This window comes from Nostoc sp. 'Lobaria pulmonaria (5183) cyanobiont', assembly GCF_002949795.1.
Taxonomy (GTDB): domain Bacteria; phylum Cyanobacteriota; class Cyanobacteriia; order Cyanobacteriales; family Nostocaceae; genus Nostoc.
The window spans coordinates 5,493,210-5,511,870 of sequence record NZ_CP026692.1 but is presented as its reverse complement, the minus strand read 5'-3'; the positions used below and the strand labels follow the sequence as shown (position 1 = coordinate 5,511,870).

General features: G+C 38.8%; 25 protein-coding genes. 19 read left to right on the top strand and 6 right to left on the bottom strand.

Annotation, left to right across the window (positions count from 1 at the left end; translation table 11 throughout):
- The first annotated feature begins 80 nt into the window (after positions 1 to 80).
- The 5 genes from NLP_RS24515 to NLP_RS24495 all read left to right on the top strand — a co-directional run bounded on the left by NLP_RS24515 (position 81) and on the right by NLP_RS24495 (position 2,426).
- On the top strand, positions 81 to 296 hold the full coding sequence (locus NLP_RS24515) for a CCE_0567 family metalloprotein (protein ID WP_104910020.1): 216 nt from the start codon (positions 81 to 83) through the stop codon (positions 294 to 296).
- Positions 293 to 610 carry a nitrogenase-stabilizing/protective protein NifW gene (nifW, locus tag NLP_RS24510; protein WP_104908601.1) on the top strand — a complete coding sequence of 106 codons (318 nt, stop codon included), beginning with the start codon at positions 293 to 295 and terminating at the stop codon, positions 608 to 610. Before NLP_RS24515 ends, nifW begins: the two co-directional genes overlap by 4 nt.
- A gap of 10 nt (positions 611 to 620) precedes the next feature.
- On the top strand, positions 621 to 1,427 hold the full coding sequence (locus NLP_RS24505) for a HesA/MoeB/ThiF family protein (RefSeq protein WP_104908600.1): 807 nt from the start codon (positions 621 to 623) through the stop codon (positions 1,425 to 1,427).
- A gap of 93 nt (positions 1,428 to 1,520) precedes the next feature.
- Complete coding sequence (locus tag NLP_RS24500; RefSeq protein WP_104908599.1) at positions 1,521 to 1,895, top strand: iron-sulfur cluster assembly accessory protein; 375 nt, start codon at positions 1,521 to 1,523, stop codon at positions 1,893 to 1,895.
- A gap of 231 nt (positions 1,896 to 2,126) precedes the next feature.
- On the top strand, positions 2,127 to 2,426 hold the full coding sequence (locus tag NLP_RS24495; RefSeq protein ID WP_069069799.1) for a 2Fe-2S iron-sulfur cluster-binding protein: 300 nt from the start codon (positions 2,127 to 2,129) through the stop codon (positions 2,424 to 2,426).
- Between the two features lie 591 nt (positions 2,427 to 3,017).
- Here NLP_RS24495 and NLP_RS24485 read toward each other — a convergent pair.
- Positions 3,018 to 3,227 (bottom strand): TOBE domain-containing protein, encoded by a 210-nt coding sequence (locus NLP_RS24485; protein WP_104908597.1) that lies wholly within the window; start codon positions 3,225 to 3,227, stop codon positions 3,018 to 3,020.
- A 566-nt stretch (positions 3,228 to 3,793) separates the two neighbouring features.
- Between NLP_RS24485 and NLP_RS24475 the strand changes: the two genes are divergently transcribed.
- The 6 genes from NLP_RS24475 (at position 3,794) to NLP_RS24450 (ending at position 8,068) form a co-directional block, all read left to right on the top strand.
- On the top strand, positions 3,794 to 4,006 hold the full coding sequence (locus tag NLP_RS24475; protein WP_158680520.1) for a hypothetical protein: 213 nt from the start codon (positions 3,794 to 3,796) through the stop codon (positions 4,004 to 4,006).
- Positions 4,007 to 4,044: 38 nt separating this feature from the next.
- Positions 4,045 to 4,422 carry a hypothetical protein gene (locus NLP_RS24470; protein ID WP_158680519.1) on the top strand — a complete coding sequence of 126 codons (378 nt, stop codon included), beginning with the start codon at positions 4,045 to 4,047 and terminating at the stop codon, positions 4,420 to 4,422.
- A 36-nt stretch (positions 4,423 to 4,458) separates the two neighbouring features.
- On the top strand, positions 4,459 to 5,598 hold the full coding sequence (locus NLP_RS24465) for a homocitrate synthase (protein WP_104908593.1): 1,140 nt from the start codon (positions 4,459 to 4,461) through the stop codon (positions 5,596 to 5,598).
- Between the two features lie 339 nt (positions 5,599 to 5,937).
- A complete protein-coding gene (locus NLP_RS24460) occupies positions 5,938 to 6,426 on the top strand; it encodes an ankyrin repeat domain-containing protein (protein WP_104908592.1) in 489 nt (162 codons plus the stop codon).
- Positions 6,389 to 7,675 (top strand): SagB/ThcOx family dehydrogenase, encoded by a 1,287-nt coding sequence (locus NLP_RS24455; RefSeq protein ID WP_104908591.1) that lies wholly within the window; start codon positions 6,389 to 6,391, stop codon positions 7,673 to 7,675. The genes NLP_RS24460 and NLP_RS24455 overlap by 38 nt, the downstream gene beginning before the upstream one ends.
- A gap of 18 nt (positions 7,676 to 7,693) precedes the next feature.
- Positions 7,694 to 8,068, top strand: coding sequence for a hypothetical protein (locus NLP_RS24450; RefSeq protein ID WP_104908590.1), 375 nt, complete (start codon positions 7,694 to 7,696; stop codon positions 8,066 to 8,068).
- A 26-nt stretch (positions 8,069 to 8,094) separates the two neighbouring features.
- Here the strand turns inward: NLP_RS24450 and NLP_RS24445 are convergent, their stop codons facing one another.
- Both NLP_RS24445 and NLP_RS24440 read right to left on the bottom strand, forming a co-directional pair.
- Entirely contained in the window at positions 8,095 to 8,568 is a 474-nt protein-coding gene (locus NLP_RS24445) for a hydrogenase maturation protease (RefSeq protein ID WP_104908589.1), read from the bottom strand.
- A gap of 187 nt (positions 8,569 to 8,755) precedes the next feature.
- On the bottom strand, positions 8,756 to 9,178 hold the full coding sequence (locus NLP_RS24440) for a hypothetical protein (RefSeq protein WP_104908588.1): 423 nt from the start codon (positions 9,176 to 9,178) through the stop codon (positions 8,756 to 8,758).
- Between the two features lie 285 nt (positions 9,179 to 9,463).
- On the opposite strand from NLP_RS24440, the gene NLP_RS24435 reads away from it, so the two are divergent.
- The 4 genes from NLP_RS24435 (at position 9,464) to NLP_RS33550 (ending at position 11,001) form a co-directional block, all read left to right on the top strand.
- Positions 9,464 to 10,132 (top strand): DUF1294 domain-containing protein, encoded by a 669-nt coding sequence (locus tag NLP_RS24435; RefSeq protein ID WP_104908587.1) that lies wholly within the window; start codon positions 9,464 to 9,466, stop codon positions 10,130 to 10,132.
- Positions 10,133 to 10,258: 126 nt separating this feature from the next.
- Positions 10,259 to 10,462, top strand: a complete 204-nt coding sequence (locus NLP_RS24430) for a hypothetical protein (protein WP_104908586.1) — start codon at positions 10,259 to 10,261, stop codon at positions 10,460 to 10,462.
- 61 nt (positions 10,463 to 10,523) lie between these two features.
- Positions 10,524 to 10,880 (top strand): hypothetical protein, encoded by a 357-nt coding sequence (locus NLP_RS24425; protein ID WP_234017052.1) that lies wholly within the window; start codon positions 10,524 to 10,526, stop codon positions 10,878 to 10,880.
- Positions 10,855 to 11,001 (top strand): hypothetical protein, encoded by a 147-nt coding sequence (locus tag NLP_RS33550; RefSeq protein WP_158680518.1) that lies wholly within the window; start codon positions 10,855 to 10,857, stop codon positions 10,999 to 11,001. The genes NLP_RS24425 and NLP_RS33550 overlap by 26 nt, the downstream gene beginning before the upstream one ends.
- 168 nt (positions 11,002 to 11,169) lie before the next feature.
- On the opposite strand, the gene NLP_RS24420 is transcribed toward NLP_RS33550, so the two are convergent.
- The 3 genes from NLP_RS24420 to NLP_RS24410 form a co-directional block, all read right to left on the bottom strand.
- Positions 11,170 to 12,765 (bottom strand): nickel-dependent hydrogenase large subunit, encoded by a 1,596-nt coding sequence (locus NLP_RS24420; RefSeq protein WP_104908584.1) that lies wholly within the window; start codon positions 12,763 to 12,765, stop codon positions 11,170 to 11,172.
- Between the two features lie 94 nt (positions 12,766 to 12,859).
- Complete coding sequence (locus NLP_RS24415; protein WP_104908583.1) at positions 12,860 to 13,822, bottom strand: hydrogenase small subunit; 963 nt, start codon at positions 13,820 to 13,822, stop codon at positions 12,860 to 12,862.
- A 660-nt stretch (positions 13,823 to 14,482) separates the two neighbouring features.
- Positions 14,483 to 15,334, bottom strand: coding sequence for an Rpn family recombination-promoting nuclease/putative transposase (locus tag NLP_RS24410; protein WP_104908582.1), 852 nt, complete (start codon positions 15,332 to 15,334; stop codon positions 14,483 to 14,485).
- 433 nt (positions 15,335 to 15,767) lie between these two features.
- Here NLP_RS24410 and NLP_RS24405 point away from each other — a divergent pair, with 433 nt between their 5' ends.
- From NLP_RS24405 to NLP_RS24390, 4 genes are all read left to right on the top strand, one after another.
- A complete protein-coding gene (locus tag NLP_RS24405) occupies positions 15,768 to 16,736 on the top strand; it encodes a hypothetical protein (protein WP_104908581.1) in 969 nt (322 codons plus the stop codon).
- A gap of 196 nt (positions 16,737 to 16,932) precedes the next feature.
- Positions 16,933 to 17,199, top strand: coding sequence for a hypothetical protein (locus tag NLP_RS24400; RefSeq protein WP_104908580.1), 267 nt, complete (start codon positions 16,933 to 16,935; stop codon positions 17,197 to 17,199).
- 8 nt (positions 17,200 to 17,207) lie between these two features.
- Positions 17,208 to 17,432 (top strand): hypothetical protein, encoded by a 225-nt coding sequence (locus NLP_RS24395; protein WP_104908579.1) that lies wholly within the window; start codon positions 17,208 to 17,210, stop codon positions 17,430 to 17,432.
- 45 nt (positions 17,433 to 17,477) lie between these two features.
- A complete protein-coding gene (locus NLP_RS24390) occupies positions 17,478 to 18,323 on the top strand; it encodes a NifU family protein (protein ID WP_104908578.1) in 846 nt (281 codons plus the stop codon).
- The last annotated feature ends 338 nt before the right edge of the window (positions 18,324 to 18,661 follow it).

The window sequence follows — 18,661 nt, the reverse complement described above, 5'->3', positions numbered from 1 at the left end:
ATCACTATTTGATTAAAACAATATCATCCAATCCAAAATTTAAAATCTAAAATCCAAAATCCAATGTGGAGTGGCTGATTGTGCAAGCTGAAGAAACGAGTATTGAGGAACTACAAGGACAAATCAGACGGCTTAACAGCAAAGCAGGTCAAATGAAAATGGATCTGCATGATTTAGCTGAAGGTTTACCAACAGATTACAAACAACTTATGGATGTTGCCGCCGCAACTTATGAAATCTATCGCCAGTTAGATGAACTTAAGCAACATCTGAAAAAATTGGAGAGTGCTAAATGACTGGAACTATTGATGAATTCAAGAAACTCGCAGATGCAGAAGAATTTTTTCAATTCTTTAACATGTCCTACGATGTAAAAGTTGTAAATGTAAATCGTCTACATATTCTGAAAAAATTTTCTCAATACATCCAAGAAATTGATGATAATTCTCCTGACTTGAGTCAAGAAGAGAAATTAAATCAATATTCTTTGGCTTTGCAAAAAGCTTATCAGGTCTTTATCGAATCAACACCCCACGAACAAAAGCTGTTCAAAGTGTTTAACGACAAGCCGAAAAATGTAGTCACACTGACAGAAATCACTTCTGATTAGGAGGTATAAATTGGTTAACCTAACGCCTACCGAATTAGAACGCTATCGTCGCCAAATGATGCTTCCGAATTTTGGCGAAACAGCACAGAAGCGCTTGAAGTCAGCGACGGTTCTGGTTACAGGTGTGGGGGGATTAGGTGGTACGGCGGCGCTTTACCTAGCAGTAGCGGGCGTTGGGCGGCTAATCCTAGTCCGGGGTGGTGACTTGCGGCTAGATGATATGAATCGTCAGGTTCTCATGACTGATGATTGGGTAGGTAAGCCAAGGGTATTCAAAGCTAAAGAAACTCTGGATGCGATTAATCCTGATGTCCAAGTGGAAGCTGTTCATGATTACATCACCCCGGAAAATGTAGATTCCTTAGTGCAGTCTGCTGATATGGCTCTTGATTGCGCCCACAACTTTACAGAGCGCAATTTGTTAAATGAAGCCTGTGTGCGATCGCGTAAGCCAATGGTGGAAGCCGCAATGAATGGGATGGAGGCTTACCTAACGACGATTATTCCTGGTGTGACTCCTTGTTTATCTTGTCTGTTCCCAGAAAAGCCTGATTGGGATCAGCGCGGCTTTTCAGTTATAGGCGCTGTTTCTGGGACACTAGCTTGTCTAACAGCACTGGAAGCGATCAAGCTGATCACCGGGTTTAGTCAGCCTTTACTTTCGCAATTGCTGACAATAGATATGAATCGGATGGAATTTGCTAAACGCCGTTCTCACCGCGATCGCTCTTGTCCAGTATGCGGTAATAGTGCGCCTTGGAGACACGCTCAATCCAATTCGATAGAAGCCACAGGGATTGCACAAAATAGTCATTAGTCATTGGTCATTAGCAAAAGACAAAAGACAAAGGACAAATGACAATCCACATCTGAAATCAGAACAACTAATCGCTACAAATCAGGAGACCTGATGACTGTTACTCTATCAGAAAAAGCAGAATTACATCTGCAGGCATTGCTTCGAGGTTCCGCACCCAACGCTAATGGCGCAACTAAAGGTGTCCGCATCTCAGTAAAAGATGGTGGTTGCGGTGGCCATGAATATGCAATGGATATCACCAGCAAGCCCCAACCAGATGATTTAGTAAGTCAGCAAGGCAAAGTGCTGGTTTACGTTGATGCCAAAAGTGCGTCATTATTAGAAGGAATTGTGGTTGACTTCGTTGAGGGAGTGGTGGAAAGCGGTTTTAAGTTCACCAACCCCAATGCAACTGATAAATGCGGTGGTTGTGGAAAGTCCCTGAAAGCAGGCGACAGTAAGCCTACTGGTGTACCTTGCAGCTAACATCATTCCGTTAGAGCCAAGTCAATTGTAGAAGCTTCCCATAGACGCACTCCGCACAGTTTTTCATAGATGCTTGAGGTGGCTTCTAGTTCGCGTTGCATCCCTTACTCGTATAGAGAAGCCGACTAAGCGTAGCATCTCCGTAAGTAGAAGGGAAGCAAAAAGTAGGATAGGTTGCTCAAAAACTTCGGATATTACACCAACTGTATAACGTTTGAGGAGAATCGGTAAATGGCTTCCTACCAAGTTAGATTAATCAACAAAAAAGAAGACATCGACACCACAATTGAAGTTGACGAAGAGACCACGATCTTAGAAGCAGCAGAAGAAAATGGTATTGAGTTGCCCTTTTCATGTCATGCAGGCTCTTGCTCTAGCTGTGTTGGTAAAGTTGTCGAAGGTGAAGTTAATCAAGACGATCAAAACTTTTTAGATGACGATCAAGTTTCTAAAGGATACGCTCTACTTTGTGTAACTTATCCTCGTTCTAATTGCACAATTAAAACACATCAAGAAGCATATCTAGTCTAAATTATCACTTTGGTTGTTGTCTTTTGCAACCAAATAAAAGATGAAGGATGAAGGATGAAGGATGAAAATATACTTCCTTCTTCCTTTCAAAATTCATAATTTATATATAATTAAAATGTTTACCCGCTTTAGTGTTACTGGCTGTTCATTAGAATTATTGAGAACGGCAGACCGAGGAATCGTAACTTCCTCTAAAACTCAGGATAAAACAATATTGAAAAAACTTTTATCAATAGGAATAGTAACAGTAACTCACGTCCCTTTAAAATTTCCTTCTTTAATTATCAATATTAAGAACATAGATTTTGTACTAAATTTAGAAAGTGTTCGAGCCATTTATGTTCGTATTATTAATAATTTCATTAATTAACCTTTATGTATAGCCTTACTTAATTATTTCTTAAAAATCAGATACCCAACTTTTTAAATAAGTCGAGTATCTGTAATTTTAAATTCTTAAAAATCTCCAATCTAATATGATTAGTGTAATTACGCTTGACTACGCTATTGCAATTTTTTAGTCACTAAATTATATAAATGCAATTTGATAAGAAAAATAGAGTGGCTTGTAAAAGAAGCCAACTCTATTTTTTAATCAACAGCAACTATTACATCTGATGATTTAATCACAGCATAAGCCTGCTTACCTTCTACAAGTGATAGCTTTTCTGCTGATGATTTTGTGATGATTGACACTAGCTCTACTCCTGGCCCTAGTTCTAAAGTTATCTCAGTATTAACTGAACCATGTATAACTTTTTTGACAGTACCCTTAAGAGAATTACGAGCGCTAATTTCCATGTTTTTAATTCGCTAAAGTGAACTATTTATACTTTAGTAAGTTAGCAAGTTTTGATTTTAAAACTAGCTTTTTTTAAGATATCTTAATAATTTTGAAATAATTCTCATTTACTTAACAGTAGTATCTCTACTTGACGAGCATTACACAAATGGGTGGGGTGGTCATTTGCTACAAAAAGTAAGATAAAAATTAAAAAAAACTAACTATTGATGGATATTATCATCAATTTAACCTAGCTATTTACTTACGTATAGATACTTAGGGAATGAAAGTTGGCGTATTTAGATTAACTAAAGTAGCCAGAAGTTCATATTGTGCAGGCTCGACTTAATACAACAAGACAAAATCTATTTTTTGAACACTTAACTCCAGGTGTAGGCGTAGGATTTCCTGTTCCTAAAGACTGGTTGCCAATAACAAGTTTTCCTTTACTAATCATAATAGGTATGACTGGCGTGGGAAAAAGCACAATCACAAAAGCTTTGGTTGAAGAAGGCTTGGATTTCACATTTTACCTAATCGTCATATTTTAACCGAACGCGTAATAATTGCGCCAATGTTAAAAATGCAAGAGAAACTTATGCAACCTCATTGCCGGATTAAACGCCTAACTTACACTCGCCTTTACCCTGAATACTTCCCTGGTGGAAGGGGTCATATTTTAGCTTTGCTACACATCAATCCGCAACAAGTCAACTCTATGTTAGCTTTCGATAGTTTGCGTGGTGAAAATGAAGTTCGCTATGCAGCTAAGGTTTTAAAAATGCTAAATTTGTAATATTAACTGTACCAAATACAGTGCGTTTAGAAAGACTTTTGAAACGTCATGATTCTTTTGATCGGATTGCTAGTCAAGAGTTAGATAATAATAAGCAAACTATCCCAGAAGCACTGACAAACTTTACTAGTTTGGGCGTACCAGAAGCTTCTGCTTATTTTACTCTTAAAGAAGAACAAGAAATCTTAGAACTTGTAGGTAAACAAGTTGTTACAGGTGTAGAATTGCGGGACAAACTAAAAATATTTATCGAAGAGAGTCAGAACTATGATTTGGTTCCGACGAAACAGATTTTAGAGGCGATGGATACGAGCGATCGCTCTCTTATAATTGATACTATAGCCAGTCCCCAAGAATCAGCCAAAGCAATTATTTGTCAATTATGCAATTATGGTGATATTAAAACTAACAAGTAAGCATAATTGGTAACAATTAGCACAAAGGAACGGTCAATGTCGCTATCTAAATTTGCAATTGTAGAAAGCACTCTCCGTGAAGGCGAACAATTTGTCAAAGCCAATTTTTCTTCAGATGATAAAGTCGAAATTGCTGAAGCTCTTGCTGCATTTGGAGTGGAATATATAGAGTTAACATCACCAATTGCTTCACCTCAGTCTAGAGGAGACTGCGAAAGATTGGCTCGGTTAGGCTTGCCAGCCAAAATATTAACTCACATTCGCTGTCACTTAGAAGATGCTAAAGTTGCCTTAGCGACAGGCGTAGCTGGGATTAATTTAACTATCGGTAGTTCTTCTTTAATGCGTCAGTTCAGTCATGGTAAAAATATTAATCAAATTATTGATTTAGCATCTGAAGTTTTAACTTTTATTCATCAACAAGCTCCCGATATTGAGTTACGGTTTTCTGCTGAGGATTCGTCACGCACTTCCATAGAAGATTTAATCACAATTTACTCGGCAATTGAGAAATTAGGTTTTATCAAACGCATAGGAATTGCTGATACAGTAGGAATTATTACGCCGATGCAAGTATTTGAATTAGTGAAGACTTTGCGCCAGTTCACCAATTTAGATATTGAGTTTCACGGTCATAATGATACAGAATGTGCAAATGCTAACAGTTATACAGCACTGGAAGCGGGAGCAACTCATATTGACACTTGTGTTCTGGGAATTGGTGAACGCAATGGTATTACCTCACTAGCTGGATTCATCGCTAGGTTATATGCTACAAATCCAGAGCAGATTAAGTCTAAATATAACTTAGATCGACTTGGTTACTTGCATGAATTAGTTGCAAGAAAAGTAGGGATTTCTATTCCTTTTAACCACTGTGTTTTTGGGGAGAGTGCTTTTAGTCATAAAGCTGGGATTCATACTAAAGCTATGCTCAATAACTCGGAGACTTATGAAGCTATTAATCCCCGGAGTTTTGGTGTAACGCGCTCAATTTTAATCAATCATAAATTGGCTGGAAAACAGGCGGTTAATCACAGAGCTAATGAATTAGGACTTTCATTTAATCTATCCCAGCTTAAAGATATTACCCATAGATTGAAAACTTTAGCTGATAAACAAAGTCTTACCATCGAAGATGTAGACAATATTTTATATTATTATCATTGTCAGTAAATTTAAAAATATACATCTTTACTGCTTAGATTGCCAACTTATTGAATAAGTCGGGAATTTGAATCCACCTTTAGGACATATCTGCTATTAATCTATTTTATAAAACATAACTGTAATCATTAGTCCTTTTATTTTATTTTTCAAGCTTTTTTAAGAAAAATATCTGGCGATCTTTATAAATAATTCATAATTTAAATTTATGAACTTGATAGCATATATGTAAGTTTAAATAATTTAGATAATATTTTTTAAATAATGGTGGGCATTGCTCAAAATTCTGCTTACCAAGCAAATTTATATTAGTAAATTAGCACAAATCAAGTTAACTAAGGAATAGTGATGAATCGAACCAATAGTCAAAAATTGAGTGAAGCAACAACCCAATGGCTAATAGCAAAAGGCTATAATCATAGCAATTTAAATCAGTCAGGTGAAAATGGCGATACAGCTTTAATGAAAGCGACAAGAGAAGGAGTTTATACAGTTGTCAAAGAACTAATTGATGCTGGTGCGGATATCGATGCTCGAAATAGCGATCGCAACAATGCTTTGTGGTTTGCTTGTTTTGGTAATCACTACGATTTAATTAATTTACTGTTGGCTCAAAATATTAACATTGACAATCAAAATGATAATGGTGCAACTGTTTTAATGTACGCAGCATCAGCGGGAAAGACAGAAGTCGTAAAGTTACTTTTACAACATCATCCTAATTTATATTTAAAAAACTTAGACGATTATAAAGCAATAGATTTTGCTAGCAACGTAGAAGTCTTAAGGATAATTAAAAATGCCATCAAGTCAGATATCGGGGAAAGCCTATCATAACGCTACCAAACATACTTACTTCTCGGTACAAATTGACCCAAATTATGTAGATGCTTCAACACAGCCATCTTCATTTAAAGTTTATCCCAAGTTTTATCGCAGAGTGAAATTAAATCTTAATAATTCTGTTCATGCTTTTATCTCATTAACTAGTGCGATAACACTGGAAAAAGTATATAAAGATGGCCCCTATAAACTGCGAGTGAATCCATCAGCAGGCGCTCTCTATCCTACAGAAGTTTACGTACAGGTTCGCGGGATTGAGGGAATAGTAGATGGTATATACCATCTAGAAGTTGAGAATAATTGTCTAACTTTGATCTATGAATTAATTGATGATGGGTTAGAGAGTTATATTATACCGGGTAAAAGTATCAACGGATTCATCTTTTTAATTAGTTGTGTTTATTATAGGTCTAGCTGGAAATATCAAAACAGAAGCATAAGATATTGCTTCTTAGATAGCGGACACCATTTAGGCGCAATCGCAGCTTCAGCTTATCTTCACAACCGAGATATACAACTAATTTTCGACTTTGATAAACTTACCCTCATTTCTGATTTGGGATTTGAGAATAAAGAGTTTATCACTGCTTGTGCGGTGTCAGGAGAAATACAAGACAAGAAAATCAGACGTTTAAGGCTGAAAGTTCCTTTTGTTTCTGGTACTGATTATTTTGAATCCAATCCATTTATTGAAGATGCTTATCAAGCAACTACTCTAGAAAAGAGTCGTCAGCAAAAATTAGAGTATCCTCAATTTGATTTTGATCGGGATAAATTTTACCAAACTGTTTGGGATAGACGTTCTATTAGACGTTTCCGGAAAGAGGCTATTTCTCAAGAAGATTATTTATATGTAGTGCAACAACTTCAGCAGCCAATACCGACAGAAAATTATGAGGAAATAGAAATTTACTCAGTGGTGCATCGAGTAGAGGGAATGACACCTGGGTTATATAGAGGTACACATCTGGTTAAAACGGGTAATTTTAGTGAAAAGACAGGTTACTTATGTATTAATCAGGCTATTGCTAGAGATGGCGCTGTAACTTTATTTTTTGTGTCAGATTATTTAAATTATCAAAATGCTATGCAAATAGCTGGTTTTCTTGGACAGAGACTTTATTTAACTAGTAATTATTTGGGAATTCAGTGTAGTGGGATTGGTGCTTATTATGATGACGAAACCCAAGAATTATTAGAAACAAATAAAGATGTACTTTATGGAATGGTGATTGGAATATAAGCAGGAAGCTAAAGAGAGATGGCTAGAAAGATGTATTACTTAAATGGTGATGACTCACATCCGATACAACCAACATCAGCAGATATTATACTGCGGCAGCAACTAGAGGATTCTATTAGTAGATACTTTTATGACGCTTGCGATCGCACAATTCAAAATCTTCTATCTGATTGTCGGTGGTATGTCACAACCCATGCCAATGCTCTCACATTGGTAATTGAATGTCCCGATCAAGTTACTAATTGGCGTATTTTACAACAAATCGTGCCAATGGGAACATTACTATATGGAATTGTCAGCAGTGCGAAAATCCGTGTTTGTCCGCCAGAGAGTCAAGTAGTACCTTTTGAAATGAGGGTAGATGAACTTTCTGTTTATCGGGATTGGGCATAATTCGATTTTCGATTTTCGATTGTTAATTAAAAGTTAATATTCTGGCTGATAAGTGCAGCTACCTCTTCAAAAACCAAATCAGCAGAATGTTTGACAACAGGACTTAACTCTAGTCCCAAACCAAGATTTGCTGCTTCAATTAAATAAACTGTTACATCTTCGGGAAAATCATTTTGAAAGATTTTCCGTCCGGCGGCTAAAGCATTATCCCAACGAAAATCGTGCAAGTTATAACTTGCTTCTGGCAAAGCTTCCAGTTCTTTTCCTGGAACTTTAAACACAGCACCAGGTTCAGAACCAGTTGAACTTGCATCAATAATTACTAATTGTTTACTACCTCTAGCTTGAAACATTACTTCCATCCCTGCGGTACCACAGTCATATACTCGCACATCAGGATGAGGATTTTCAGCTAGATATTTTTGTAAGCGTTGGGCAATGATTACGCCTACTGCATCGTCATTGCGATTGAGATTGCCGCAACCGATAATAGTTAGCATGGGATGAGATTTAATTGTTTAACTAGTTGCAAATTCAGTTAAAGCGCGATCGGAGGATGGAGCGATCGCAATTCAATAATCAACGGTAACTAAAGTTTCTAAATTAGGCAATCAGTAGTGACTAAAACAGAGGCTCTGACTAATAATATAGACAAAGCCTCTGAAAAACTAAATTCTCAGCAGGAATCTAGAACTCTACACCATGTTTCCTGGCAATTTCAGTAAGTTTCTCAGACTGATTTTGTGATGCTTTAGTTAATATTTCGTCAGCATCTTCTTTAGTACTTCCCTCTTTAGGAATTAAGTACTTGACATAAAGAGATACAAAATCGGCTGCGATCGCTAGACCAGATAAAGCGTGTTTGTCAGCTTCCTTACCAGCGATCGCAGCTACCAAACCGGCTTTAATTGGGTCTGGTTTAACTTTCATGAACTGCTCGACAAGTTTAGGAACGTAGTCTTCTGGTGGCAAATTCTCTAACTTACTTCTATCAGGAGTAAAGTTACATTCTGCGGCTTTTGCCTGCTCTAAAACACACCATTCTATGTATTCTTGCAATGCAGCATCGGGAACGCGAGGGAGATATTCGTGGAGCGCTAAATCAGACACAAGCTTACCTTGAAAATTTCTGTTTTGTTGAAGTGAATTAACGCAAGCCTAACCCACTATTTCTATAAGTTTTAGTGTGTTACGCTACGAGTTTTGAATATAAAGCATTGGGTATAGGGCATTGGGTATAGGTTATTTCTCCCTCATTTTCCTCATTCTTCACTCTCCAGTTAAAATAGTTGATGGCGTGATGTCTCCGACGGGCTACGCCTACGCATTTTTGGTGTTGTGTATTTGTGTAGACAAAGGCACACTAGAAGACAAGTATAAATATATAATTTGTTTATGAAACCTGCTTTACACAAAGGGCAAGTAATCAAATGGAAGGACGATCGCGGGTTTGGTTTCATACAACCCGATGATGGTAGTCAAGAAGTCTTTTTACACATTACAGCATTGAAAGACGTTAACCATCGTCCCCAAGTTGGTGATTTAATTTGTTATCAATTAACAGCTAGTAAAGATGGCAAAGTACGCGCTTGCAATGCTTCTATCGAAGGATTTACATCAAAATCCTCATCTACTACCGCACCAAAGAAGTCTATATCCAGAACTGTAGACAAATCTACATCATTAGCATTAAAGACATTACTTCTATCTTTACTACCTGGATTGGGTTCAATTCATCTTGCACTCACAACTGGCAACCCAATTCCTCTAATTCTTTATCCTGTCATGAGTTTAATTACCTTTAGGCTATATGCCGATGATAAATCTCGTGCACAACAAGGACGATGGAGAAAGCAAGAAAATACTTTACATCTATGCGAATTTATGGGTGGTTGGTTAGGTGCATTTGTTGCCCAACAGAGGCTACGTCACAAAAGCAGTAAAGTTTCTTATCAAGTTGTATTTTGGGTAATAGCAATTCTTCACATTGTATTTTGGTTAGATTGGCTATTTTTTGGTAAGGCGTTGATAAATCTGTTTTTTGGTATTGCTTTTAGGGGATAAGTAAGTTTACTTTGATTGTCATAATGGTACAAAGGCGATGTCTACGACGGGCTACGCCTACGCTCAGGTAAATGACTAATCCAGTAAGCTGTAAGTAACCCTAGTTGGAGAAATGGAGCGCGAAACATGACACTCACTGAGCTACTTCCTGCTGTCAGGAAACTCTCTATGTCAGAAAAAATTAAGCTAATTCGCATTTTGGCAGAAGAATTGGATACTAACGAAGATATTTCGCCTCTAGAACCATTTAAGACCTATGATTTGCCTACACCCTACAATTCGTTTGGTGCAGGTGAAATTCTCATGCAAGCCTTGAAACAGGAAGATTAGGTCTGACCACATGCGATTCAAATATTCGACCACTGACCCTTCCCAAAATGAGTTTGACAATTTGCCACGGATTCCACTTTGTCTTCGTCAGGGTGATAAAACTGTTGAAGCTCTTGGATTAGTGGACAGTGGTGCAACTGTAAATGTCTTGCCCGATGAAATTGGTATTGAGTTAGGTGGAGTTTGGGATGATAGCAGGGCGATTATTCAATTAGCAGGCAACCTGAGCAATATGCCAGCAATGCCATTCTTTGCAAACGTTGAGATCGGTAACTTTGCGCCAGTTCAACTGGCATTTGCTTGGGTGAGAAGAGCGAATGTACCCTTGATTCTTGGACAGACAAACTTTTTCCTAGAATTTGATGTGTGTTTCTACCGTTCCAAACTGGAATTTGAGATCGAACCAAAATCTGAGTAATAAATATGAATTTGTCAATGATGCGATCGCCTCCGACACGCTACGTGATGCCTACAGCTGGCTATGCCTACGCATTTTATTTGAGTATAAATTAGGGGCGATCGCTTCTTTGGTGCTGTGATAACCTGAGTACCCCTTGTTCATAAAGAGCTTCTATAGTTATAGTCATAAACTTTTTCCTCATGCCATAGCTATTTCTAATCATGGCATAATATCTAACATAGTAAAAAACACAGCTAATGACTAACTGAAAAATAATTAGCCATTAGCTATTAGAAATTAACATCCTCTACGCAGTCCGAAAACGCGCTAACTCTTCACCAGTCTTAGCATCGTGGGCGTGAACTGTACACACCAAACAAGAATCAAACGATCGCGCCACATGACCAACTTCCACAGGATCGCTAGAATCGTAAATGGGTGTGCCAATTAAAGCTTCTTCAATCGGGCCGCGGATTCCATCACCGTCACGAGGGCCAATATTCCAAGTACCTGGGGCAATCACCTGGTAATTCTTAATCTTACCGCCCTCTACTTCCACCCAGTGAGACAAGGAACCCCGTGCTGCTTCCGTTGCACCCCAACCGCGACCATCTTTTTCTGTGGGTTTGATATACCAAGGGTCGTTTAACTTGAATTCACGTAAACAGTGTTCAGCTTGACGATATAACTTGACAAGTTCGTGAACTCGTGCTAGCTGACGCACATGAACACTAGCACCACCCATTCGTTTGAAGACATCAAGGATAAATCCGTCGTAGTGCTGCCAAGATTCGCCATGTTTACCACCAGCTACTAATTGCCGCGCTAAGGGGCCAGTTTCCAAACGTCCGAAGTCTTTGTGCAGGACTGCACTCGACCAAGAGTAGGCGTTATCGAAGTCTTTTGTATTGATTGCAGTCGGTTTAGTGGTGCGATCGCTAGGATGAATATCTTCTGTCCCTTCATCGTACCAAGAGTGAGTCGTATTCTCGCGGGTAAATGACTGATCCATTAAGCTGTGAGTGTGTGTGAAGCTGTCGTACACTCCATTTTTCATGATCATCGCCGCATTTCGTCCTTCGATAGTCGGCTTTTGGTATTTATCTTCATGGGCTAAATATCCCCAAGTGACATATTTACCAACACCAGCGCCATATCTATCTAGACCGATGTCTAAACCCATGCGCCAATAAAAACCCAAGTCGGAATCTCGATGATTTCGGTTTTCATCTAACCAGTCTCTGAAGTCGTCATAAGTCTCGATTTGTTCGTAGCGTTCTAAAGAACAACCCAACCACACTGGTTCTAACCAATTGGTGCGGAAATATTCTAGAATCGCCCAAGCGCGGGTAATGTCTGTTAAAGTTGGGGCGCACATCACACCACCAGGAACCATGTAACTAGAATGGGGCCATTGTCCGCCTAATAGTGCATAAATTTCTACGGGTTTAGCAGAAATTGTTATGCCTAATTCATAAGATTTACCAGTGAAAGCGGCAAAACGTTTCACAGCTTCGTCATAAAAGCGACTATTGCGGTATTTTTTATTGGTTAAATCAATGGCAAAGAGTCCATAAAAATAACGGGGGATGCTTTGAATTGTCTCGACAATTTGTCCTAAGTTTCTTGCCAGAATTGCATTGCGCGGAACTTCTGTTTCCCAAGCTGTATCTAATGCCCAAGATGCACAAGTCAGGTGAGAACCGCCGCAAATTCCGCAAATACGAGGTGTGACAATTAATCCGGCTTGGGGGTCTTTACCGCGTAGGATAACTTCAAATCCTCGGAAAAGTTCGGCATGTGTCCAAGCGTTAACTACTCTTCCATGTTCAATATCGACTCGAACATCTAAATCGCCTTCAACTCTACCGACGGGCGATATATCTAATGATTGAATTCCCATTTGTTATTTGTCCTTTGTCATTGGTCATTGGTCATTGGTCATTGGTCATTGGTCATTAGTTTTTCACAAATGACAAAGGACTAATGACTAATGACTAAACTGTAAAAAAGTCTTCTTCTGCCCAAGCTGGTGTGGCATCTTTGGCGATCATTGTGAGTAAGGCGTAGTCTTTTTTGTTCACACCTGGCGGTAATTCTTTGGGAACTCCCATTACTGTTTGGGTTTTGAATACAGTTCCTGGTTTGAGGTCAAAAAAGGGAAATTCTGGTTCTGTGCAACCTAAACAAGGCATTCCGGCGCGAGTTTTGGAGGAAACGCGATTCCATAAGATGCGGTTGCAGGAGGAATGAGTCATGGGGCCGCGACAACCCAAGTCATAAAATAGGCAGCCTTTACGCTGACCAAATTCGGCGGTTGAGGCTTTGTAGGCAAAGTGGACGTTGCGGGTACAACCTGTTTGGGTATAGGTGTTGAAGAAGGTTTGGGGACGATTTAGTTCATCGAAAGCAATGTCTGCTATGCGTCCAGTAGCGATCGCAACTAATATCTGCGTAATCCAGTCGGGATGGGCGGGACATCCAGGTATATTAATTACAGGTAATCCGGCTTGAGACAAGAAGTCTTTACCTAAAAAGCCGCCTTCTTGACGCTTGAGAAATTGCAAACCTTCCGATTCGGTGGGGTTGGGTGACATGGCAGGAATTCCTCCCCAGGTTGCACAGTCTCCCACAGCTACGATAAAATGAGCAACTTTGGCGAGGTCTGCTAACCAATCTTTCATGGCGCGATCGGCAAACCGATTCCATTCGCCAGTGCCGTTGGGGGCGTTAACAACACTGCCTTCAAATACCAAGATATCTAGGGGAATTGTGCCAGAAATGCAATCTCGCAGCATTGTTTGCAAGTTGTTGCCTATTTCTAACCCCAAGGATGGATGCCAAAGTAAATTGATGCCAAAGTCGGCAATTAAATCGCAGACTGTCGGTTCTTCGGCGTTGAGGAATGACATGGTGTTGCCGGAACAAGCACCACCTTGTAGCCATAGTACATTAGTCATCGGCTATGCGTTTTTCTATTGTTTCCCATGCATGATGTAGGTGATAATGCTTGCAAGGTTTCACCTGTTTATCAATATTTATTTTTCAATTTTAAGATATTTTTTTATTGAATTCTATTTCATTAAAAAAGAATTAATCATTAACAATAGCTAAAGTTTTTACGAGATTGTTTGAAAATATTATGTTTGTTATACTCGTAACAGATTTAATAAATAAAAAATAGTAAAAACAGAATTATCGTTTTTTAGTTACTGACGTTAAATAATCTTGTCTACTGAATTAGGTGAATTCTAGTAATAAAATTACCATAGCCGTTGGTTTCGACTACAACTCTTGCAGAGGCTGCGCCAACGACTTCGCTCAGTACAAGTTCGCTCAACCAACTGAGTGGTCGAGAGTTGAGCGACTCGTGCCGAGCATCTCGACTTCGCTCGATGGAGCCGGAGCCGAGGTAAGTCGAAACTCGTCAACATAAGTATTTTTTTCATCATAAATCACCTTAATTACTGTTAAAACTCTGTAATAATTACTACTAACTGTTAATTTTTACAAAAGTATGAGTATTTTAAGCAGTCATATTTTAATGTGATAACCAAGTAAAATTCAGCAAAATATTGGGGCACAAGACTTTGCACCCCGTTAGCTATATATCAGTTGTTCTAAAATTTTGGTTGTGCAGCTTGCCTAACAAGTTGTTCGTCCAAACCTAACGCTTGAGCTATCTGCTCAATACTTAAACCTAACCCTAATAACTGGGGTATCGCTTCTAACTTCCCTTCTTGTTTCCCTTCTTGTCTACCTTCTTGTCTACCTTCTTGTTTCCCTTCTTGCCTACCTTCTTGTTTCCCTTCTTGTCTGCCTTCTGCAAAAACATCTTGGTAAAATCTAGTTTGCTTTAACTCATTTGATCCAAACATTTTTCCAATCTCCTCCTGGCTCAATCGCGGCAACTTGTAAATTAATATCGTCTCTATCAATTGTATAATTTCCCTAATAGTAGTGACATCTGGAATTTGCTGTCGGGCACTGTTGACTATTTCTATAGCTTTTATTGTGGCAGTTGATTCAGGTTCGATAATGAGTTTAACTGTCTCTATGCCGATTGATGATGCCTCAATTGAGCTTAATTCGTCAAGATAGACGCGAGTTACTCGTTGTGAGTTGAGTAATTCTGTATATCTTTCAGTATCTCCAGTATCAACGCTGCGATTGGGGAAGATGACAACACCACGCCAATTGTTAGTTAATTCGGTTTTGTCGAGATAGTTAAAGATTTCGGTAAACAAACGTGAGTAGAATTTTTTGTCTGACTGAAATTGCACTTCGGCAAAATAAATCGGTAACTCTGGTGTATTTGGGAGAAAGACACCATCAATTCTAAACGCCAGTTGTTTGACTTCTACTGAAGAAAATTGGTAAACACTAGCTAGTTGGGGTGGTTGGTTAATCAGTTCAAAGAAAGTGCTGGGGATACTCTGAAAGATCCGATAAAAGATACTGTCTGTTTTCAAGGGAACTTGTTTTACAGTTGATTAACGTATTTTACACTTCGACGATCCAGTGGCGACTATTTCAAGTACACTAAATATTATGTATGTTAACAATTCAATAAAAAATCTTGAAATTGTATAAGATGATGATACAAAAAGTATTTAAAAAATATTAGGTGTTTAAAGCTGACATTAATATTAGCAATTTCCCCCTAGAATTTTAGAAATAGGGTGTTTTATATTTTAATGACTGGGGATTGGGTATTGGGTACTGGGAAAACTCTTCCCTAATCGCCAGTAACTCATCCTTAGTATCAAACAAAAAAGGGGAATTCCGCCTAAAGGACTCGAAGCCTGCGTAAATCAGTATGGCCCGTGACTAGACACATAAACGTGTCTTGATCATTCATGGGTGTTGGACTCAATTCCCAATTGGCTAGAGTACGGCAGAGTTATGACCCCCAGCATTACAGATTCAGCAGTCAAGGCTGCGATCGCAGCTGTTGCATCGGAGTCAGCTACAGCAGAGGAAAAAATCCAAATGCTGATCGAGATAGCACAGGGCTTTCAAAAAAAGCCCAAAGCTGCCCAAGACTTGCGAAATGCAGTTGGGTTATATTACCGGGCCTATGAAATGTGTGGTGAGGAATATCCCCTACTGAAAGCCAGGGCCCAAGTGGGTATGGCGGGGACATTACAGGCAATACCGGATGCTGATTACCAACTGTTGATGCAAGCGAAAGTCGGTTATGAAGAGGCATTACCGATTTTACAACAATTAGCAACGCCAGAGGAAGTGGCAGAGACGCAGATGAATTTTGGGCTGGTGTTGCAGTCGCTAGTGCCATTCAATTTGGCGCGGATAACTGATAGCATCCAGGCTTATCATGAGGCGTTGCGGGTGTTTACTTGGGAAGATTACCCTCAAGAATACGCGATTTTGTATAACAATATTGCGATCGCTTACCTTTCTATGCCCCTAGCATCGGAACGGGAATACTTGCGTCAAGGGTTAGCTGTGCAATCATTTGAGGTGGCACTAAAGCATATTAACTTGATTGATCATCCTAGAGAATATGCGATGTTGCAAAACAATTTAGGTAACGCTTTGCAATATTTAGTGAGTTCCCATCCTGTGGAGAATAATTTAAGAGCGATCGCAGCTTATGACGAAGCCCTAAAAGTGCGTAACTCTAAAGATACACCTCTAGAATACGCTAACACAATTTCCAATAAAGCCAATGCCTTATTCAATTTACCAGACGACCAGGAAAAACCAGAAGCTGGTAATCCTAAAAACCTTTTGCAAGCGCGTGTCTACTATCAAGATGCTTTAGAAATATTTACAGAATACCAACAAATTGCACAAGTAGAGGTAGTACTTCAAGCGCTAGAAGATGTCAAAGCAGAAATGAAGGATTAAGAGTTATGAGTTATGGATCTATAGTGCTTCTCAGTGTAGTCCAATACAGACCTAACCCCCAGCCCCTTCCCTACAAGAGAAAGGGAGTAAGATTCAAAGCCTCTCTCTTTTTAGGATAGAGGTCAAAGTGTATTGCATACAAAACTCACTATATTTCACTCTTCACTTTTAACTTTAATAATGAGGAAAAAACAGCATGAGAGATATTTTAACCTACCCAAATGTGATAAATTTTCTCACAAGTTTAGCAGATGGTGATCTGAATATAGCAACAGAATTCGTGTGGTTAATCATAGCAGCAGCCTTGTCTATGGTCGGCGGTGCAATTGGTGGAATGCTATTAGCTGGGAAAGATATAGGCTATCAGTTTTCAGCAATGCTTGGTGCATTATTTGCCCCTGCTGGTGTAATTCCTGCTATCCTTTTAGGGCTTGCTGCCTTAAATTTATTGACAAATTATTAGGAGAAAATATGTTAGAGATAGGTTGGTTTTCTGCCAAGTTATTTTTGAAAGGAAAGCTACTACGCGACCCAGTGTATTTTGTCAAGCAAACTGCTATTGGTAGTGCTGTAGGTTTCTTCTTGCTAGTATTACTCGCACAAGCACCAATTCCTTTCTACATACCAATAATATTATCTAGCTTAGTGACGGGTATGATTATGCCATTTCTTCTCAAAGACTTCAAAATGAAGTGAATTGTCATTAGTCATTAGTTGTTTGTTAGTTGTTTTCCAATACCCATGCCCAATCTTGAAGAATTAGTTCAGGAAATTAATCGTTTTGAGGCAATTATATCCGATTGGGATGAAAGCCAACGGTGTGTAGCAGTGGGTTTAAAAAGGGCAATTGAAGCTTTGCATAAAGCTGCATTGACTAGTTTGATTAAAAGCTTAAAACAAGAATCAATGCCAGCTTTGCGTCATGCTGTTGCAGATGAAGTAGTGTATGCAGTACTACTGTATCACGAACTAGTTAAACCACCAAAACCACCATTAGCACAGCGCATTCAGACAGCCCTTGAAGAAGTTCGCCCAGATTTAAAAAGCCATAATGGAGATGTAGAATTGGTGGCAATTAAGCCACCAGATACAGTAGAAGTCAGATTAATTGGAACTTGTAGCAGTTGTCCAACTTCTACTTTGACTTTATCTCAAGGAGTAGAACAGGCAATAAAAAACCATTGTCCTGAAATTACCAAAGTAGTTGCAGTCAATAACAACCCTACTGTTAACAACGCTAATTCTGGTTTAATCAGTCCCTTTTCTGCCAAAATAACTTCTACTTGGATCAAAGTAGCAACTATTGATGAAGTTCCTGAATTTAGTGTAGTAGCAGTACAACTTGCTGGTAATTCACTAATTTTACATCGTCAAGGTACTACAGTAAAATGTTACCTTAATGCTTGCGCTCATCTAGGATCTCCCTTAGAAAAGGGTAAGGTTGAAAATGGTATTATTACCTGTCCTTCCCACGGATTTCAGTATAAGTTAGAGACAGGTGAATGCTTAACTGCACCTGATGTTTCGCTTCAGTCGTATCAAGTGAGGATTAAAGACGATAAGGTTTTTGTGAAACTGCAAAAATGATCATGCAAAGGTAACATTTCAGCAAATATACTTGACAATTAGTCAATCACAGCTACTTTGCTTTTTCATTTCAGTAGTTCGCGTATTTATTTCAGTGTCTTGTGCAAGCAAAATGCCTAAATGCTTTCTCAATATCCCTGAATTCATTCTCATTTGTGTAATTCAGGTAACGATTTTAGTGTTTTGAGAAAGCAAAATGACATATTACTTTCTCAAAATGGCATTTGACTTATTCAAACCCCAGTTTGCTTACTCATTTTGGTGTTTTCCGCAAGCAAAAGGTCATTTGACTTATTCAAACCCCAGTTTGCTTACTCATTTTGGTGTTTTCCGCAAGC

Excerpts from the sequence above, each read along its gene's own strand:
- NLP_RS24435 (WP_104908587.1), top strand. The coding sequence starts at position 9,464 with ATGAAACCTGCTTTACACAAAGGGCAAGTAATCAAATGGAAGGACGAT.
- NLP_RS24495 (WP_069069799.1), top strand. The coding sequence starts at position 2,127 with ATGGCTTCCTACCAAGTTAGATTAATCAACAAAAAAGAAGACATCGAC.
- nifW (WP_104908601.1), top strand. The coding sequence starts at position 293 with ATGACTGGAACTATTGATGAATTCAAGAAACTCGCAGATGCAGAAGAA.
- NLP_RS24430 (WP_104908586.1), top strand. The coding sequence starts at position 10,259 with ATGACACTCACTGAGCTACTTCCTGCTGTCAGGAAACTCTCTATGTCA.
- NLP_RS24390 (WP_104908578.1), top strand. The coding sequence starts at position 17,478 with ATGCCCAATCTTGAAGAATTAGTTCAGGAAATTAATCGTTTTGAGGCA.
- NLP_RS24445 (WP_104908589.1), bottom strand. The coding sequence starts at position 8,568 with ATGCTAACTATTATCGGTTGCGGCAATCTCAATCGCAATGACGATGCA.
- NLP_RS24395 (WP_104908579.1), top strand. The coding sequence starts at position 17,208 with ATGTTAGAGATAGGTTGGTTTTCTGCCAAGTTATTTTTGAAAGGAAAG.
- NLP_RS24455 (WP_104908591.1), top strand. The coding sequence starts at position 6,389 with ATGCCATCAAGTCAGATATCGGGGAAAGCCTATCATAACGCTACCAAA.
- NLP_RS24485 (WP_104908597.1), bottom strand. The coding sequence starts at position 3,227 with ATGGAAATTAGCGCTCGTAATTCTCTTAAGGGTACTGTCAAAAAAGTT.
- NLP_RS24420 (WP_104908584.1), bottom strand. The coding sequence starts at position 12,765 with ATGGGAATTCAATCATTAGATATATCGCCCGTCGGTAGAGTTGAAGGC.
- NLP_RS24475 (WP_158680520.1), top strand. The coding sequence starts at position 3,794 with ATGCAAGAGAAACTTATGCAACCTCATTGCCGGATTAAACGCCTAACT.
- NLP_RS24415 (WP_104908583.1), bottom strand. The coding sequence starts at position 13,822 with ATGACTAATGTACTATGGCTACAAGGTGGTGCTTGTTCCGGCAACACC.
- NLP_RS24500 (WP_104908599.1), top strand. The coding sequence starts at position 1,521 with ATGACTGTTACTCTATCAGAAAAAGCAGAATTACATCTGCAGGCATTG.
- NLP_RS24405 (WP_104908581.1), top strand. The coding sequence starts at position 15,768 with ATGACCCCCAGCATTACAGATTCAGCAGTCAAGGCTGCGATCGCAGCT.
- NLP_RS24465 (WP_104908593.1), top strand. The coding sequence starts at position 4,459 with ATGTCGCTATCTAAATTTGCAATTGTAGAAAGCACTCTCCGTGAAGGC.
- NLP_RS24460 (WP_104908592.1), top strand. The coding sequence starts at position 5,938 with ATGAATCGAACCAATAGTCAAAAATTGAGTGAAGCAACAACCCAATGG.
- NLP_RS24450 (WP_104908590.1), top strand. The coding sequence starts at position 7,694 with ATGGCTAGAAAGATGTATTACTTAAATGGTGATGACTCACATCCGATA.
- NLP_RS24400 (WP_104908580.1), top strand. The coding sequence starts at position 16,933 with ATGAGAGATATTTTAACCTACCCAAATGTGATAAATTTTCTCACAAGT.